The organism is Gilliamella sp. X-46 (assembly GCF_057063525.1).
Genome location: NZ_JBXSQH010000015.1, coordinates 1 through 18,542, shown reverse-complemented (window position 1 = coordinate 18,542; position 18,542 = coordinate 1). Strand labels below are relative to the sequence as shown.

General features: G+C 34.4%; 17 protein-coding genes. 14 read left to right on the top strand and 3 right to left on the bottom strand.

What is annotated here, in order from left to right; genetic code table 11:
* Positions 1-22: 22 nt before the first annotated feature.
* The 9 genes from uspA (at position 23) to ACYIAJ_RS08985 (ending at position 9,688) form a co-directional block, all read left to right on the top strand.
* Complete coding sequence (gene uspA, locus ACYIAJ_RS09025) at positions 23-475, top strand: universal stress protein UspA (RefSeq protein ID WP_483560305.1); 453 nt, start codon at positions 23-25, stop codon at positions 473-475.
* 186 nt (positions 476-661) lie between these two features.
* On the top strand, positions 662-1,417 hold the full coding sequence (locus tag ACYIAJ_RS09020; RefSeq protein WP_483560303.1) for an SDR family oxidoreductase: 756 nt from the start codon (positions 662-664) through the stop codon (positions 1,415-1,417).
* Positions 1,418-1,558: 141 nt separating this feature from the next.
* Complete coding sequence (locus tag ACYIAJ_RS09015; RefSeq protein ID WP_483560301.1) at positions 1,559-1,888, top strand: hypothetical protein; 330 nt, start codon at positions 1,559-1,561, stop codon at positions 1,886-1,888.
* Positions 1,889-2,241: 353 nt separating this feature from the next.
* Positions 2,242-4,698, top strand: a complete 2,457-nt coding sequence (gene thrA / locus ACYIAJ_RS09010) for a bifunctional aspartate kinase/homoserine dehydrogenase I (protein WP_483560300.1) — start codon at positions 2,242-2,244, stop codon at positions 4,696-4,698.
* A complete protein-coding gene (gene thrB, locus ACYIAJ_RS09005; protein ID WP_483560298.1) occupies positions 4,699-5,637 on the top strand; it encodes a homoserine kinase in 939 nt (312 codons plus the stop codon).
* Positions 5,638-5,736: 99 nt separating this feature from the next.
* Entirely contained in the window at positions 5,737-7,026 is a 1,290-nt protein-coding gene (gene thrC, locus ACYIAJ_RS09000; protein ID WP_483560297.1) for a threonine synthase, read from the top strand.
* Between the two features lie 229 nt (positions 7,027-7,255).
* Entirely contained in the window at positions 7,256-7,708 is a 453-nt protein-coding gene (gene nrdR, locus ACYIAJ_RS08995) for a transcriptional regulator NrdR (RefSeq protein WP_160403694.1), read from the top strand.
* A gap of 8 nt (positions 7,709-7,716) precedes the next feature.
* On the top strand, positions 7,717-8,829 hold the full coding sequence (ribD, locus tag ACYIAJ_RS08990; RefSeq protein ID WP_483560296.1) for a bifunctional diaminohydroxyphosphoribosylaminopyrimidine deaminase/5-amino-6-(5-phosphoribosylamino)uracil reductase RibD: 1,113 nt from the start codon (positions 7,717-7,719) through the stop codon (positions 8,827-8,829).
* A gap of 613 nt (positions 8,830-9,442) precedes the next feature.
* Complete coding sequence (locus tag ACYIAJ_RS08985) at positions 9,443-9,688, top strand: hypothetical protein (protein ID WP_483564683.1); 246 nt, start codon at positions 9,443-9,445, stop codon at positions 9,686-9,688.
* A 336-nt stretch (positions 9,689-10,024) separates the two neighbouring features.
* Here ACYIAJ_RS08985 and hemW read toward each other — a convergent pair whose 3' ends face one another.
* Positions 10,025-11,152 carry a radical SAM family heme chaperone HemW gene (hemW, locus tag ACYIAJ_RS08980; protein ID WP_483560294.1) on the bottom strand — a complete coding sequence of 376 codons (1,128 nt, stop codon included), beginning with the start codon at positions 11,150-11,152 and terminating at the stop codon, positions 10,025-10,027.
* Between the two features lie 196 nt (positions 11,153-11,348).
* Here hemW and ACYIAJ_RS08975 point away from each other — a divergent pair, with 196 nt between their 5' ends.
* From ACYIAJ_RS08975 to pgl, 4 genes are all read left to right on the top strand, one after another.
* Positions 11,349-12,221 carry a D-hexose-6-phosphate mutarotase gene (locus ACYIAJ_RS08975; protein WP_483560293.1) on the top strand — a complete coding sequence of 291 codons (873 nt, stop codon included), beginning with the start codon at positions 11,349-11,351 and terminating at the stop codon, positions 12,219-12,221.
* A gap of 181 nt (positions 12,222-12,402) precedes the next feature.
* Positions 12,403-12,687, top strand: a complete 285-nt coding sequence (gene rplY, locus ACYIAJ_RS08970) for a 50S ribosomal protein L25 (RefSeq protein ID WP_091346520.1) — start codon at positions 12,403-12,405, stop codon at positions 12,685-12,687.
* Between the two features lie 169 nt (positions 12,688-12,856).
* Positions 12,857-14,317 carry a glucose-6-phosphate dehydrogenase gene (gene zwf / locus ACYIAJ_RS08965; protein ID WP_483560291.1) on the top strand — a complete coding sequence of 487 codons (1,461 nt, stop codon included), beginning with the start codon at positions 12,857-12,859 and terminating at the stop codon, positions 14,315-14,317.
* A gap of 13 nt (positions 14,318-14,330) precedes the next feature.
* The gene (pgl, locus tag ACYIAJ_RS08960) at positions 14,331-15,029 is read left to right on the top strand and encodes a 6-phosphogluconolactonase (RefSeq protein WP_091346517.1); all 699 of its coding nucleotides are present in this window, start codon (positions 14,331-14,333) and stop codon (positions 15,027-15,029) included.
* Positions 15,030-15,281: 252 nt separating this feature from the next.
* Here the strand turns inward: pgl and ACYIAJ_RS08955 are convergent, their stop codons facing one another.
* Together ACYIAJ_RS08955 and ACYIAJ_RS08950 are read right to left on the bottom strand one after the other, a co-directional pair.
* Positions 15,282-16,646 carry an MFS transporter gene (locus ACYIAJ_RS08955; protein ID WP_483560289.1) on the bottom strand — a complete coding sequence of 455 codons (1,365 nt, stop codon included), beginning with the start codon at positions 16,644-16,646 and terminating at the stop codon, positions 15,282-15,284.
* A gap of 1 nt (position 16,647) precedes the next feature.
* The gene (locus ACYIAJ_RS08950) at positions 16,648-17,310 is read right to left on the bottom strand and encodes a cytochrome P450 (protein WP_091346513.1); all 663 of its coding nucleotides are present in this window, start codon (positions 17,308-17,310) and stop codon (positions 16,648-16,650) included.
* 261 nt (positions 17,311-17,571) lie between these two features.
* Between ACYIAJ_RS08950 and ACYIAJ_RS08945 the strand changes: the two genes are divergently transcribed.
* Positions 17,572-18,393 (top strand): AraC family transcriptional regulator, encoded by an 822-nt coding sequence (locus ACYIAJ_RS08945; protein WP_483560287.1) that lies wholly within the window; start codon positions 17,572-17,574, stop codon positions 18,391-18,393.
* Positions 18,394-18,542 lie beyond the last annotated feature (149 nt).

Here is an 18,542-nt window from a genome sequence, read left to right as displayed (position 1 = left end):
CAATAGGAAGGAGTACAGTATTATGGCTTATAAACATATATTAGTCGCAGTTGATTTGTCACCTGAAAGTGAAGTTCTTGTCGAAAAAGCCGTATCTATGGCTAGGCCATATAATGCTCAGATATCGTTGATTCATGTTGGTATTAATTATTCAGACCTCTACACTGGTTTAGTTGATATCAATATGAATGATATGAAAGATCGTATTGCCGAAGATGCTCATATTGCTTTAAATAAACTCGCCAATGATGCTGGTTATCCTATTGCTCATACTCTTTCTGGTAACGGTGAATTTGGTCAAGTATTAATTGAAGCTATTCACGAATATAGTGCTGATCTTGTTGTGTGTGGTCATCACCAAGATTTTTGGAGTAAATTAATGTCTTCTGCTCGTCAGCTTATTAATAATACTCATATTGATACTTTGATCGTTCCATTAAAAGATGAAGAACCAGTCGAAGAGTCAGCTAAATGAAGTTTTAAATACCAACCCGCTTAATTAGCGGGTTTTTTATAGGTATTGCATAACTTATTTCGGGAAAAAATTTCAGAAAAATAAGTATGTGTTTTAGTCTCTTTCTATTTACTGTTTCCTATTTATGCTTATTGTTGGTCATTGAAATGTTCTTAAATTTTTATTTAGCCTATAAGGAGAGCTAAGATGAATATCGCTTTAGTTACTGGGGCATCCTCTGGTTTTGGGAAAGCCATTTGTCGTAAGCTAATTGCTGATGGTTATAAAGTTGTAGGCGTAGCCAGACGTGTAGATAAACTACAAAAACTTGCAGATGAATTAGGCGTTAATTTTTTACCATTGTCATTAGATATAACCCAGAAAGATGCAGTGGGATCTATTTTGTTACAATTGCCTAAAGAATTCCAACCAATTGATATTTTGATTAATAATGCAGGTTTGGCATTAGGTTTAGAACCTGCTTATGAAGCAGATTGTCGTGATTGGGAAACAATGATTGAAACTAACATTATTGGATTAGTGAATTTAACTCGCCAAATTTTACCAGAGATGGTTGAGCGTAACTTTGGTTATATTATTAATCTTGGATCTGTTGCCGGTACTTATGCCTATAAAGGTGGAAATGTTTATGGTGCATCTAAGGCTTTTGTTAAACAGTTCAGTGCTAATTTACGTACAGATTTATTAGGTAAAAATATCAGAGTTACTAATATTGAGCCTGGATTATGTGGTGGTACAGAGTTTTCGAATGTACGATTTCATGGTGATGATCAGAAAGCTGCTGCGGTTTATCAAGGCGTTGAATTTATTACTCCAGAAGATATTGCTAATACAGTTTCTTGGTTGATTAACACGCCAACTCATTTCAATGTTAACTCAATTGAAATAATGCCTGTTGCACAGGCCTCGGCAGGGTTGTCTGTTTGTAAAAAAAACAACTAAGAATGCATCCATTGGTATTGAGTATTTCAGGTGTTTCTTATTGAGGATTAAAAAAATAGGTTTGGAAAACAAAATAGACTTGCACTTCTGTGAATGGGTTGTTATTCTTTTATCCTGTGATTTTAATTGAGGTTTATGGCAATGACATTTTCTGATGTAACGAAAACATTTGCGACAAGTTTGCCTGGTACAGATAGTTATGTAAAACTAAGAAAGGCAATGAGAACTCTAATTCAAGAAGACCCAAAGAATGCTTCGGTTTATTTTTTGATTTTTGGGTTTGCTCGCACATATGTTATGTTATACGAGGATCAGGAAGTATCCCCTCAATTTGCTGAAGATAATCAAAAATTAATGTTATCGTATCTCAATATTTTAGATGAAGCATTAAAGAAACAAGATGCTCAGAGCATATATCACGCATTGAATAAAGTTGTTAATGAGTATGAAAACAGCAAAAAAGTTTTTTAAATTAACAGCCTGACATGAAAATGTCAGGCTGTTTTTTTTAGGGATTAATTTAATATTTTTAGGAAAATCATGATAATTTTAACCAGTATGACAGGAATTATTAATACCTTAGGTACTATTACGCGATCTAGGGCGGGTTGATTTTTCCAAAAAATATTTAAAAACCCGCCCCTTAAAGGCGGGTTTTTATTTTGTATGAAAGTAAAGTTGTTAACATAAACAAAGTAAAAGCGAAGAATTAAAGATGGAAATAGCGTGATAACACTACAAAATTTTTAATATCTATAAATAAGTATTAAAACAATATATTAAATAATAATGAGTATTAATTAGGATAATAAGTAGGGTGTGATATGAAAGTTTTAAAATTTGGAGGAACATCTGTTGCTAACGCTGAACGTTTTTTGCGCGTTGCAGAGATTATTGAAAATAATGCGAAGCAAGAGCAAACTGCTACTGTTTTATCTGCACCTGCTAAAATTACCAATCATTTAGTTGCAATGGTGGAAAAAACAGTCGCAAAGCAAGATATACAAAGTAATATCTATGATGCAGAGAAAATCTTTGCTGAATTATTGGATGGAATTGCAAAAGCACAACCTAATTTTGCTTATGACGAAATGAAGCGTTTTGCGCTTGATGAATTAAATACTATTAAGCAATTGCTTGAAGGTATTGGTTTACTTGGTCAATGTCCAGATAGTATTAATGCATCAATTATTTGTCGAGGTGAAAAACTTTCTATTGCCATTATGCAAGAACTTCTTAAAGCTAAAAGTCATTTAGTGACGGTGATTAATCCTGTTGCCATGTTAGTTGCAGAAGGCACCTATTTAGAGTCAACTGTTGATATTGCTGAATCTTCACACCGAATTAGTGAAATGCATATTCCACAAGATCATATTATTTTAATGCCAGGGTTTACCGCGGGTAACGAGAAAGGAGAGCTTGTAGTGCTTGGTCGTAATGGCTCGGACTACTCGGCTTCGGTATTAGCAGCATGTTTACGCGCCAATAGCTGTGAAATATGGACAGATGTCGATGGTGTTTATACTTGTGATCCACGTATTGTTCCAGATGCAAAATTACTTAAAACGATGTCTTATCAAGAGGCGATGGAACTTTCATATTTTGGTGCAAAAGTACTTCACCCTAGAACTATTTTACCTATTGCCCAGTTCCAGATCCCTTGTTTAATTAAAAATACTAATAATCCTGATGCACCAGGAACACTTATTGGTGCCAATGTGGTTGATTCAACAACACCTGTAAAAGGTATCACTAATTTAAATAACATGGCAATGATCAATGTCTCTGGTCCTGGATTAAAAGGTATGGTTGGCATGTCGGCCCGAGTTTTTTCTGCAATGTCTTATGCAGGTATTTCGGTCGTACTGATTACTCAATCATCATCCGAATACAGTATTAGCTTTTGTGTACCTCAAACTGAACTTTATCGAGCAGAAGAAGCGTTAAGTGATGAATTTTTCTTGGAATTAAAAGATGGGTTACTTGAACCAATTGAGGTAATCGAAAAACAGGCAATCATCTCCGTTGTCGGTGATGGTATGCGTACATTACGAGGATTATCAGCAAACTTTTTTACAGCGCTTGCTAGAGCCAATATTAATATTGTCGCTATTGCGCAAGGTTCATCTGAAAGGTCGATTTCTGTCGTTGTGGATAATGATGTTGCTGTAATGGGCGTACGGGTTGCTCATCAAATGTTGTTTGGTACAGATAAAATGCTAGATGTATTTGTTGTTGGTGTTGGTGGCGTAGGAGGAGCCTTAATTGATCAAATCGGACGTCAACAAAAATGGCTTAAGAACAAACAAGTTGATTTGCATGTTTGTGGGCTATTTAATTCTAAACATAGCGTGCTTAATCGTGATGGTATTGATCTTACTAATTGGCGAGAGCAAATCAAACACAGCGAAAATGACTACACATTAGATAGTATTATTGAGTTTTCAAAAAATAATCGATTACTCAATCCAATTTTAGTGGACTGCACTTCTAGTAGTGAAGTATCTGATAAATATGCAGACTTTTTAGCCAATGGTTTTCATGTTGTTACGCCAAATAAGAAAGCGAATACGAGTTCAATGGCCTATTATTTACGTTTACGCCAAGAAGCGGCAAAAAGTAAACGCAAATTTCAATACGATACTAACGTAGGGGCAGGGTTGCCTGTCATTGAAAATCTACAAAATTTATTAAATGCAGGTGATGAGCTAATCAAGTTTTCAGGAATTTTGTCGGGATCCCTTTCTTTTATATTTGGTAAACTTGATGAAGGAATGTCGTTGTCAGATGCAACTAAACTTGCTAAAGAAAAAGGTTTTACTGAACCTGATCCCCGTGACGACTTATCGGGTACGGATGTCGCTAGAAAATTATTAATTTTAGCGCGAGAAGCAGGATTACAATTAGAACTAGATCAAATCAATGTCGAATCAGTCCTACCAGCTGAATTTGCACAAGGTAGCATTGATGAATTTATGGCTAAATTGCCGCAATTAGATGCAGAGTTTAAAACAAAATATGAACAAGCAGCAAAAGAAGGCAAAGTGTTACGTTATGTTGGTAGAATTGAAAATAATCAATGTAGCGTTAAAATTGAGACTATTGATAGTGATGATCCGCTATATAAAGTAAAAAATGGTGAAAATGCATTGGCATTTTATACACGTTATTATCAACCAATTCCGCTAGTTTTACGTGGTTATGGAGCTGGGAATGATGTCACAGCTGCAGGGGTTTTTGCTGATATTTTACGTACAACATCAGGCAAAATTGGAGGTTAAATGAATCATAAATCATTAACGGTTTACGCGCCTGCTTCGATGGCCAATATTAGTGTTGGTTTTGATATATTAGGTGCAGCAATTAGCCCAATTAGTGGTGTGATGCTTGGTGACTGTATAACAGTTGAATCTGCTAAGGAATTTTCTCTTACTAGTAAAGGTCAATTTGTTAAAAAACTACCACGCGATCCAAAATACAACATTGTATTTCAATGTTGGCAACGCTTCTGCCAAGCAATGGGTAGAATGTTACCGGTTAGTATGACACTTGAAAAAAACATGCCAATAGGATCTGGATTAGGTTCAAGTGCCTGTTCAGTAGTAGGAGCATTTGTTGCTTTAAATACGTTTTTTGATAAACCATTTAATCAATTTGAATTACTTTCAATGATGGGTGAGCTTGAAGGGCGGATTTCTGGTAGTGTGCATTATGATAATGTTGCACCCTGCTATTTAGGTGGTATGCAACTTATCCTTGATGAAATGGGTATAATTAGTGAGCCCATACCTCATTTTGACGATTGGTACTGGATTATGGCATATCCTGGTATAAAAGTATCAACCGCTGAGGCTCGTGCAATTTTGCCCGCCTTGTACCAAAAATCAGATTGTGTTGCACATGGTCGATATGTTGGTGGGTTTATTCACGCCTGTTATACCAAACAATCAAAATTGGCTGCATCAATGTTATGTGACAATATTGCTGAACCTTATCGTAAACAGCTATTACCTAACTTTGATGAAACACAAAAACGAGTCAAACAGTTAGGTGCATTAGCGTCGGGGATTTCAGGCTCAGGCCCAACGATGTTTGTTGTGGCTGATAAGCTTGAAACTGCAAAGCAGATCGAATCACTACTTCAACATTTTTATTTACAAAATGATGAAGGTTTTACTCATATTTGTAAAATAGATACTCAAGGAGCAAAAGTTATTTAATTTGATTTTTTTAAATTAAAAAATACTCCAATTTCTTACTGATTAAGCTGATATCAGAAAGAGCGAACAATGAAAGCATAAAGATAATCGGAAAATATTATGAAATTGTACAACTTAAAAGATCATTCACAGCAAGTTAACTTTGCACAAGCAGTACAGCAAGGATTGGGAAGGGAACAAGGTTTATTTTTCCCTGAAACACTACCTAAATTTTCTGCAAACGACATTGAATCACTATTAAAACTAGATTTTGTTACTCGTAGTGCCGCAATCTTATCTGCTTTTGTTGATGATGAGATCTCTCGAGAGGATATGTATAGACTTGTAAAAAATGCATTCCAATTTCCAGCCCCAGTGAAATCAGTGGAAGGAGATATTGGTTCACTAGAGCTATATCATGGTCCAACATTAGCGTTTAAAGATTTTGGTGGACGCTTTATGGCACAAGCATTAGTTCAAGTTGCAGCTGACAAAAAAATTACTATTTTAACCGCTACATCCGGCGATACTGGTGCTGCTGTTGCTCATGCTTTTTACCATTTGCCTAATATTCGTGTAGTCATTTTATATCCAGAAGGAAAAATCAGTCCTTTACAAGAAAAGCTATTTTGTACACTTGGCGATAATATTCACACTATTGCTATTCAAAGTGACTTTGATGCATGCCAAGCTTTGGTGAAAAAAGCATTTGATGATGAAGAGTTGAAAGTTGCCATTGGTTTAAACTCGGCTAACTCAATTAATATTAGTCGATTATTAGCTCAAATCTGTTATTACTTTGAAGCTTTTGCACAGCTAACGCCAGCGCAACGTGAACAGTTAGTTATTTCTGTGCCAAGTGGTAATTTTGGTGATTTAACTGCTGGCTTACTAGCTAAAACAATAGGTTTACCAATTAAACGTTTTATTGCTGCAACTAATGCAAATGATACTGTGCCACGATATTTAGTAACGGGTAAATGGGAACCACACGCCACTATTGCAACACTGTCTAATGCAATGGATGTTAGTCAACCCAATAATTGGCCTAGAATTGAAGAAATTTATGCTCGTGAAGGTTGGACTCTTAAATCACTTGGTCATACAGCCGTGTCAGATGAAATTTCTAAACAAACAGTTCGTGAACTTGATAATAAGGGATATTTGTCTGAACCGCATGGTGCAATTGCTTACCGCGCACTGCGTGATCAGTTGCAAGATGGCGAATATGGTCTTTTCTTAGGTACTGCCCATCCAGCTAAATTTAAAGAAGTAGTTGAAGATATTCTAGGTAAATCTATTCCACTTCCTAAAGCATTAGCTGAACGGGCTGATATGACGTTACTTTCTCATTATATGCCTGATGATTTTGAAAAATTGCGGGATTTTTTAATTAAATTGGATTGGTAGATCATTTTTCCGTCGCTATTTTAGCGACGGATTCCTTTTATAAGATTTCAATAAATTTTATCCTCTCTTAAAATAAGTCCTTAGTGTAGATTATGAGCCGATAAGATTTGTATAAAACAGTAATTTTGAATTGAACATATTAACCTGACTTGTTATAAAAGAATCCTTGTTTAAATTAATATTTTCGGCTATTTTAGTATGAATTATAACATTGTTAGGATATTTTTTTATGTACTGCCCGTTTTGTAATGCAGATGATACAAAAGTGATTGATTCTCGACTTGTTGGCGAAGGCTTTCAAGTCCGTCGAAGACGACAATGTGTCGAATGTAATGAACGTTTTACGACATTTGAAGTCGCTGAATTAATAATGCCAAATGTTATTAAAAGTAATAAAATTCGCGAACCTTTTAATGAAGATAAGCTACGTAATGGTATAAAAAGAGCTCTTGAAAAGCGTCCAGTTGGTTTTGATGCCATTGAAGATGCAATTACACGTATAAAATCTAAACTTAGAGCGACTGGTGAACGTGAAGTTCCTGCAAAATTAATTGGTGATTATGTGATTGAAGAACTCAAAAATTTGGATAAAGTCGCTTATATTCGTTTTGCCTCGGTTTATTTTAGCTTTGATGATATTGAGCAATTTAGTAACGAAATTGCGAAGTTACAACAAAAATAATCATTTATATGAACATAACTTGTGATAACGATCTATTTTACATGCAACAAGCAATAGAACTTGCTAAATTAGGTCGTTTCACCACAACCCCAAATCCAAATGTTGGTTGCATAATTGTTAAAGATAACCAGATTATTGGAAAAGGCTATCATAAAAAAGCAGGGCAACCACATGCTGAAGTATATGCATTACAAATGGCTGGTGATGAGGCGAAAGGTGCTACTGCTTATGTAACGCTAGAGCCTTGTAGTCATTTTGGTCGAACTCCTCCTTGTGCAGATGCTTTGATCAAAGCGCAAGTTAAACGTGTTGTTATTGCAATGCAAGACCCTAATCCAACTGTTGCTGGTAATGGTATTAAACGATTAAGCGATGCCGGAATTGAAGTCAAAGTAGGAGTTTTGACTGAACAAGCCGAAGCACTTAATAAAGGTTTTTTGAAACGGATGCGAACAGGTATGCCGTATGTACAACTTAAATTGGCAACATCACTAGATGGTAAAATCGCCATGGCATCTGGTGAAAGTAAGTGGATTACTTCGAGTGTTGCAAGGCAGGATGTACAAAGATTTAGAGCGCAATGCTGTTGTATTTTAAGTACCAGAGCTACGGTACAATCGGATAATGCTAGTCTTACAGTTCGATATGAAGAATTACCTGATGATATCAAGCAAATTTATTCCTCCGAAAATATTCGGCAACCAGTGCGTATTATTATTGATAGCCAAAAGAAACTTACAGGCGATGAAAATATCTTTAAGCAATTAGGTGAAACTTGGATCGTGCGGAAGCAAGATATTCCTGTTACTAAACCAAATACAAAGTTAATCATCGAGTCATCAATGAATAAGAAGATTAATTTGACTAAATTATTTTCTTTATTAGCTAATAAGCAAATAAATTCTATTTGGGTTGAAGCTGGTGCTCACCTAGCAGGTGCATTGATAGAGCAAGATTTAGTTGATGAATTGATTGTCTATTACGCGCCTAAATTACTTGGCCATAATGCGAAAGATATGTGTATATTGCCTAACTTACAGAATTTGTCAATGGCACCAAACTTTCGATTTAAATCAGTTACTATGGTCGGCGAAGATTTACGAGTTATTTTAAAAAAGTGAACCTCATCTCAGTTTTAAAAAGTTTTTAATTTCTATAGTGATAATTTAACTGTTAATTTATTCACTTTTGGTCTTCAAACGAAGATAAATGTTAAAAATTCGCATGTTAATCTTTTGTTTGTGGTTGATCAGTTGTATGATAAATTTTATTATCATTAATATTAAGTAGTTATTTGTAACATAGAAAGTCAAAATTGGCTAGAGTATCTTCAGCCTTATTAAAACGTCGATTGAAAATATTGAACATCAAAAAACTTATCAACAAATACTAAAAATTGTTGAGCATACCTTTGGTATCTTGCCGCCCCAAGAAGGGGGTTGTGATAGTCACAGTATTGGAAAATTAAAATACATGGATGTCGTTATATTATCAAGACATGCTGTCGACTCAAACAGGATGGTGTTATTATTGATGGTATTACTACTTATAATAAAGCTAATATAGGTAGCACTTTTGTTGCTAATAAAAGTATTAGTGAAAAAGATTTCATTTTTAATATTCCTAATAGTGCCTGTGGTTTAATTTCATTCCACCATATTAATAAAAACTTATTAAACGATTGTAATCATTTACATAGGGGCATCATTATATTCTTTTCGTGTCATTGATGCGATGCGTAAAGCGCTTGATATTATTAAAAGTAATGGCGGAACAATTTCTTTCGATCCTAATTTACATAAAGAAATGTTAGATATTCCTGAAGTGAGACAATCTTTTGATTATATTTTGGAATACGCTGATATATTTTTGTCTAGTAAATGCGAAGTGCGTTATTTTGCAAATAATAATGATAAAAGCGAAAAGGAAACTATATTAAGTCTACCTAAAAAAGGCATTAGAATATGCAAATGCAAGTGATGCCTTATCTGCTTCTAAAAAAGGTTCGATGGAAGGGATATCGTCATTTACTTAAATTGAAATATTCTTCTCTAAAAATACACCTGGATTGATTTAGTTTCATCAATTTTTATTTTTCTAATCTAATAAAAAAAATCCCAATAACAAAGTTATTGGGAAAACATAAGGAATAGGAAAACAATGAAATAAATGCATTGTCGGATTGTATTATGCACTTTTTATGGGAAAATGTGTGTAAAGGGATGTGAATTATTGCTTAAATAGTTAGTACTTATTTTGTTAAATAAACGTAAAGAAAGCTCTTTTATTATCGTAAAAATTAAATGCTTAATTTAACTATAAAAAAAGTTCTAATAATGAATTTAAAAATAGCTTGCCATGATCAGTTATTTGCCAGTTTTGTTTGTCTTCAATTAAATAATTTTTTTCAATGGCGGTTGCTATTTGTTTCTCAACTGTTTGTAAAGGTAAATGAGTCCGTTGTTCAAATTCGTGTTTAGGTGTTGGTTCAAAAAGCCTAAAACGATTCATAAAAAATTCAAAGGGCAGATCTTCTTCCGGTACCATATAATACTTATCCAAATAACGTCCTTCTAAATAACCTTTTGGGTGACGCGTTTTTATGGTGCGAATAATTTTGCCATCAGGTTGTGTTAATTTACCATGAGCACCACATCCAATACCTAAATAGTCCCCAAATCGCCAATAATTTAAATTATGTTGGCATTGTAAATCTTCTTTAGCATAAGCCGAAGTTTCATATTGCTGATAACCATGATTTGTCAATAATTGATGACCTCGTTGATAAATTTCCCAAAGTTTATCATCATCTGGTAAAACGGGTGGTTTTGATCCAAATAGTGTATTGGGCTCAATAGTTAATTGATACCAAGACAAATGAGGTGGCGCGATAGCAATGGCTTGTTCTAAGTCATATATGGCATCATCAATACTTTGATTTGGCAATCCATGCATTAAATCTAAATTAAAACTTCTTAAATTTAATTTTTGGGCTAGTTTTCCTGCTGTGGTTGCTTCTTTAGGATCATGTATCCGCCCCAATTTAACCAGCTTATCGGCTTGAAAACTTTGCACACCGATTGATATTCGATTTATACCTGCTTGTTGATAACCATTAAATCTTTCTATATCTACAGAATTTGGATTGGCTTCAATGGTAATTTCTGCATTCTTATTTATGGGGATAATCTTATTTATATTCAATAATAATTTATCAATCAATTCAGCAGAAAACAGGCTCGGTGTACCTCCGCCAATAAAGATTGAATGAATTGAACGGTTTGAACAAAAAACAGCATCATGCTGTAAATCTTTAATCAAATGCGCTATATAGGCTTTATAATCTGGCGTTCTTTTAACGGTATGTGAATTAAAATCACAATAAGGACATTTTTGTACACACCATGGCATATGAATATACAAACTCATTGGGATTTTATACATAAACGTAGCCTTTCCTGAAACTTTTTAACAAAAATAACCCGTGTGTTATCTTATTTTTATAGCCTGCCATTTTACTCCAATTTATTAAAAAAAGCTTTTGGCATCTATAGTGTTTTTATTATTAAGTTAAAAAGCGTACAATTATCGATATGTTTCGATATTAATTGTTGATTAAATTTATTATTTAGGAGTAAGTATGAGTATATATAAAGCGATTTTAGATAGTGGCTTATCAGGCGTATCACTAAGCTCATCGGTTAAGCAATCGACTTATGGCCAACTCCCTATTGTGGTTATTAACCATAAAACTTGCAAGGCAGCGGTTACATTACAAGGTGCACATTTGCTATTTTGGCAACCTGCTACTGAACAAACCCCCGTTGTTTGGCTAAGCGACAAAACAAATTTTAAACAAGGAGTGGCTATTCGAGGAGGGGTACCCGTTTGCTGGCCTTGGTTTGGTCAATTAGGGAATCCTTCTCATGGTTTTGCGCGTATTGTTGAATGGAAATTAGACTCTTGTAAAGAGGACGATAATGGTGTTGATCTCATATTGTCTCTTACTAATAATCAGCAGACAGCACCTTATTGTCACCAACCTTTTACTGTGTCATTAAATCTTCATTTAGGTAAAACTTGTGAAGTTACTTTAAGCTGTTTTGCTGACTTTGATATAACTAGTGCACTACATACTTATTTTGGTATTGATAATATTGACCATGTTGTAGTCAAAGGTTTAGGTGAAACTTATCAAGAACGACTTGCAGTTGAAAACAAACCGGCGACAGTAGGTCAATTAACTTTTAATCAAGAAGTCGATCGTATTTATACTGATGCGAGTAAACAACTAACGATAACTGATGGCATCCGAACAATTCGATTAACCAATACTAATGTCAGTGATGTAGTTACTTGGAATCCATGGATAAATAAAGCTAAAGCCATGGCGGATTTTGGTGATGATGAATATAAATCAATGGTTTGTGTCGAAGCCGGTTGTATTACAAAACCATTAAGATCATCTCCTAATAAGAAATCAACTTATGGTTTTCTGATAGAATTGATCTAATCGTTCATATTTTATGCCACATACGCAATCAATGTTTTACTCAATTTGCATATGATTAATTGATTGCGTTTATAGGGATAACACTTTATAATCCACAACACTTTTTAAAGTGCTAGTTTGATAGTCAACTACTGGGTCGCCTGTAATTGGCTTTTATTTTTAATAATTAAGAGAAATAAATATGTTTACATTCAAAGCTGAAGTTAGAAAAGAGCATGGTAAGGGTGCGAGCCGCCGCCTGCGTCACGCTGGTCAATTCCCAGCCATCATTTATGGTGGAACTGAACCTGCAATCTCTGTTGTGCTTGATCACAACCAAATCTTTAATATGCAAGAGAAACCAGAATTTTATTCTGACGTGTTAACTGTTGAGGTTGACGGCAAAGCAGTTAAAGTCAAAGTACAAGCAGTTCAACGTCATGCGTTTAAACCAAAATTAGTTCATATGGATTTTGTACGCGCGTAATTTATGTAGTGGAATATTATCCATACTTGTTTCAAACAAAAGGTCACCACAGAGGTGACCTTTTTGTTTTAGAGCTAATGCAGGCTAATGCCTATTGTTATGATTTATCCTGTACACTAACCATCCAACATAATAGAATGATTATATTACACCATCCTAGGAGAAAACCATGTCTGATATCCCAGCTTGCGATTTAGTTATTTTTGGTGCTAAAGGGGATTTGACTAGACGTAAATTACTACCGTCTTTATATCAATTAGAAAAGTATGGAAAACTACCTGAACAGACCAAAATTTTAGGCGTAGGGCGCGCTGATTGGGATCATGCTGCTTATTGTGAGGTAGCAAAAGATGCGTTAACCTCATTTATGCCGGAGCCGCTAGACGATAGTATTTGGCAACGATTTAGTCAACGATTGGATTTTCATAAACTAGATGTTAATGATAGCGCTGGTTTTGAACGATTGAAAAATAAACTTAATTCAAGTCATCCCGCTATTTTTTATTTTGCAATGCACCCAGGTACTTTCGGTACTATTTGTCAAGGTTTAGCTGCTGCTGGATTAAATCAATCACAAAACCGTATTGTGATGGAAAAGCCGCTTGGAACTGATTTGCAATCATCTCGCGAAATCAATGATTCGGTGGCTAAATTCTTTAGCGAATCGCAAGTATATCGTATTGATCATTACTTAGGTAAAGAATCGGTACTAAACCTCTTAGCTTTACGTTTTGCCAACACAGTGTTTGCGTCATTTTGGGATCGTAATTCTATTGATCATGTCGAAATTACGGTGGCAGAACAAGTAGGTATTGAAGGTCGTTGGGGATATTTTGATAAAGCTGGTCAAATGCGAGATATGGTACAAAATCATCTATTACAAATCTTAACTATGATTGCTATGTCACCACCTGCTGACCTTGACGACGATAGCTTACGTAGTGAAAAGATAGCTGTACTAAATGCTCTTAGACCAATTAATAAAACCAATATTCGCGAAAAGGTGGTTCGAGGACAATATACAGCAGGATTTGTTAATGGTGTTAATGTACCAGGCTATCTAGAAGAAGACGGCGCAAATCAAAAAAGTAATACCGAAACATTTGTTTCCATTCGAGTTGATATTGATAACTGGCGTTGGGCGGGGGTCCCATTTTATTTACGTACAGGTAAGCGTTTACCTAGCAAATGTTCTGAAGTTGTTGTTTATTTTAAACCATTACCACTTAATCTATTTAGTGAATTTTATCCACAATTACCACAAAATAAATTGACGATTCGTTTACAACCTGATGAAGGAATGGATATTGAAATTCTAAACAAAGTACCGGGATTAGATAGTACTCACAATTTACAAACCACTAAACTTGATTTAAGTTTTAGTGAAACTTTTCACCAACAAAGCGCTGATGCCTATGAGCGTTTATTACTTGAAGTTATGCGGGGGCGCCAAGCGTTATTTGTTCATCGTGATGAAGTTGAAGCAGCATGGAAATGGGTTGATTCAATTATTAGTGCATGGGAAACAGAAAAAGAACCACCAAAAACTTATCAAGCTGGAACTTGGGGACCAGTCGCATCCGTTGCCTTAATCACTAAAGATGGGCATTCATGGCACGAATTTGAATAAAGGAAAAATAACTATGTTTACGTTAAATAAATATCAAAATAGTCAATTATTGATCGAAGATTTAACCTCACATATCGTCAATGAATTAAAACAGGCCATTGTACAAAAAGGACATGCTTCTATTGCGGTTTCGGGGGGGAAAACACCTATTCCATTATTTGTATCACTAAGTCAACAAAATATAGAATGGAGCCGAGTTTTTATTACATTAGTTGATGATAGATGGGTTGATGATAATGATGATGCCAGTAACGAAAAGTTAGTGATGACGCATTTATTACAAAACAATGCAAAATTGGCTAATTTTGTCGGTTTAAAAAACAGTTGTGATAATCCATTTGATGGCGCCGAAATGACTGACAAGATGTTAGATAAAATTCCGATGCCATTTGATGTAATTGTTTTAGGTATGGGCGAAGATGGACATACAGCTTCATTATTCCCAGGGGCAGCTAATTTAGCGGCCGGTTTAGATATGAAATCAGGTCGAAAAGTTGTCGGGATGACACCATTAACAGCGCCACTTGATCGTATTACTTTAACGTTACCTACTATTTTAAATAGTAAAAATATCTATCTACATTTAGTTGGTGAAAGTAAAATGCAGGTATTAGAACAAGCCGAAAAAGATCATAATGTTAATCAAATGCCTATTCGAGCTGTTTTGCAGCAGGACAAAGTGAATGTCACAGGGTTTTGGACTGCATCTTAAATTTTCTTCAGTTTTGTTTGCCAACTTGCGTCGGTAATGAATTTTTACAATAAATTTTGCTTCCAAAGCACTGTGTAAGTGGTTTAGAAAATTAGTTTAAACAGAAAAAATACCTTATTCAAGTTAAAACCTGCGTCAGCGGTTGAGACTCTTTATAGTTCATTCAATTGTTCAATACAGAATAAGTGGCTTAGCAGTATCGTTGAATAAGCGAAAAAAAACGGAACTCACATGTTCCGTTTTTTTTGTATGCTAAATCCTTGTATTCACTCGGCCAAAGAAAATATAGACAATAACCGCTAGAAAACCAAAAGCCAGAGACACAAAAAACATTGCCTGATAAGCACAGTTTATTGAAATTATTTGATGTTGAGTGAGGTTGATTAATATTCCTGATAGTACACCTCCAAATGCACCACCAATTTGCTGTGTAACACGCGTGATAGCGCTCGTGTCCTTAATTTGATTTTTATCACAGAACTCAAATGGAGAAGAGAGAACAGCAATCGTGGCGACGCCTAATCCGGAACCTCGAACAGTAAAACCGATAATTTCAAAGGCGTTGCCACCTACTTGAATTATTAATATACTTATTGCTGATATTATTAATCCTACACCAATAATTAGAAATGAATTTATCTCACTTAGAGATTTATAAATAAATTTTCTAGCCAACCAGGCACCTACACCTTGTAGAGCTAGCAACATACCAATATATGTAATAGATATATTATCATTTATTGCTTGTATTAAAGGAAAAAAAATCATGAAACCAAAAAAGATAAGTGACGTCAGAAATCCCATAATTATTGCAAACGAATATTGAATACAACTAAATGAACTTAAATCGATCAGTTTACTGTCTGACTTGTTATTAATAATAAGCGAAACCATCATCAAACCAATACCTAAAACTAGCATAATAATATTAAAAATATCAAAAAAATGCCCAGAAGTGATATTTTTAATAGAGATGAAAAATATTATTAAAGCAATTAAAAATGTCATTAATACATAAATATTCATATTGTATTTAGACGTTTTATTATCAGGCATTGTCGTTCTACCAAATAAAAAAGCCATAAGTACTAAAGGTATGTTGATAAAAAAAGCTATTCTCCAATTTAACTGTTCTGATATGATTGCTCCAAAAATTGGCCCTAGTGCAGGGGCAAAGACTGACGGAATAGCAATCAATGCCATAACCGGCTTTAGTCTTTCCTTACCAAAATAAGTTGCTATTGTAGATTGAGTAATAGGAATTAAAATTCCTGCACCAAAACCTTGTAGACATCTATACAAGATTAAAGAAACCAGATTATATGAAAATCCAACTAATATAGAACCAACAAGAAAGACAAAAATTGAGCATACCCATGCTTTCTTGAGTCCAAAATTTTCATGTACATAAGGTGATAGTAATATGCCAGCTGCGCAAGCAAGCATATATATGGTAACAGCCCATTGCATATAAGCATAAGAGGCATTAATGTCATTCGAAATTGAGGGTAAAATAACATTAACAATACTGCTATCTAATAATGGCAATATACTAGATAGTGTCATAGCAAACACTAACTTTCTTTCTGAGGTTGTCAGGTCAATCGATTGTTTCATATTAAACTCTTTCCAGATTATATTGAGTTGCGCCTAGTGTATATATTTCACTGAACGTTGGTGGTGTAATTTCTTTGTAATTTTTAAGTATTGAAACTAATTTTTGAAGGGCGATATTTAATTGTATATTTGTAAATTGAGCACCAATACAAGCATTAATTCCCACTCCATATGAAAGATGTCCCTTAAATTCTCTTCGTGGATTGAATGTGTTTGGATGTTCAAAATATTTTTCATCTCTATTTGCTGATGGTATTAAGGAAAATATTAAATCTCCTTTTTTTAAGTTAACACCTTCAACACAACTATCATCCTCGACTTGGCGTGGAATTAAATGAACAGGTGGTGTAATACGTAAGCTTTCCTGCAAGATACTATTAGTGCTGCAATCATTGGAGATAACTAGATCAATATAAGATTCATTTCTATAAAAGTGATAGATACAATTTGCTAAAACTTTATCAACTGGTTCTGAAGCTGCAAGTAAAATGTTTAATGAAAGCGCGACTATCTCACTATCACTTAATATTTCACTTTCATTACTATTATGAATAATAAAAGAAATAATATCATCTCCAGCACACTTTTTACGTTCATCGATTAAATCCAATATCACTTTTTCCAATTCTTCAGATGCAAATAGTGCGATATCTTCAGTAAACATGTTTTCCTTTCATTTCATTTTATACCTCTTTCTAGACAGCTAGTTACTAAAAATATATATAATCTTAATTGTTTCAATTGTTTATATTAAATGATATTTTTTTAAATCATTCATGATTTATTGGGTTATTGCTAATTTATTTTTGATATATATAGTTATATTTATTTTATTTGAATTAACTTGGGTTAATTTAGGATAGTTAGTAAAACAAAAATTTACTAACTAATTCCAGCCACAAAATATTACTTAGAGGCCATATAAATGAATATTTCACTCATTTCTCCAGAGGTCGCTTCTTCTGATAACGAACCTATGATTATATCGGCATCACTCAAATCCCCATCAGTGAAAGTAACAGAACGTCATCATCATTCGAGAGGACAACTAGCTGGTACATTACAAGGTTTAATTTCAATTGAAGTGGAAGGTAGTCAATGGGTAATACCCGCAACTCATGGTATATGGATACCTCCAGATACACAGCATTCTCTTCTCGGATCACATGGGCCATTCCACGGATGGAGTATCTATATACAAAAAAGCGAATGTAATAATCTGCCGAATAAATCCTGCATGCTAGAATTATCTACTCTATTGCGTGAAGCAATTACCCGAACCATGACATGGAATAATTCAGAATTGCAACCCGAGCATAAGCGATTGATGGCAGTGATTGTCGACGAGATTAGTATAATACCTCAAGTTGATATAGCACTCCCAATGCCAAAAGATATTCGTTTGTTAAAAATTGCTTTAGCTTTGTCTAATAATCCTAGTGATGATAGAAACATTAATGAATGGAGCGTTTGGGCTGGGATTTCTCGACGCTCATTAACTCGTCGATTTACAAATGAAACTGGATTTAATTTCACAGAATGGCGACAGAAACTACGTATGTTAAAAGCTTTAGAGTTGCTTGTTGCGGGCAGACCTATCACAGAAATTTCTTTAAATTTAGGTTATGATAATATTAGTGGTTTTATTGCTATTTTCCGTCGAAATTTCGGGGTAACTCCAGGTAACTATCAAAAAGCGATGAGAAATAACCGCCCATGGAGAAACTTTAATGACACTATCATTTAAAATGATAATTATATTAATGATAAATTAGGGCGTGTTGATCTTTCGTGATTATTTTTTAGACGGCATGATGTGAGTTATAATAATTCTGCAAAAAACAACCATAACTCGATTCATCATGCCAAGAACAATGCTAACAGATAAACGGTGGG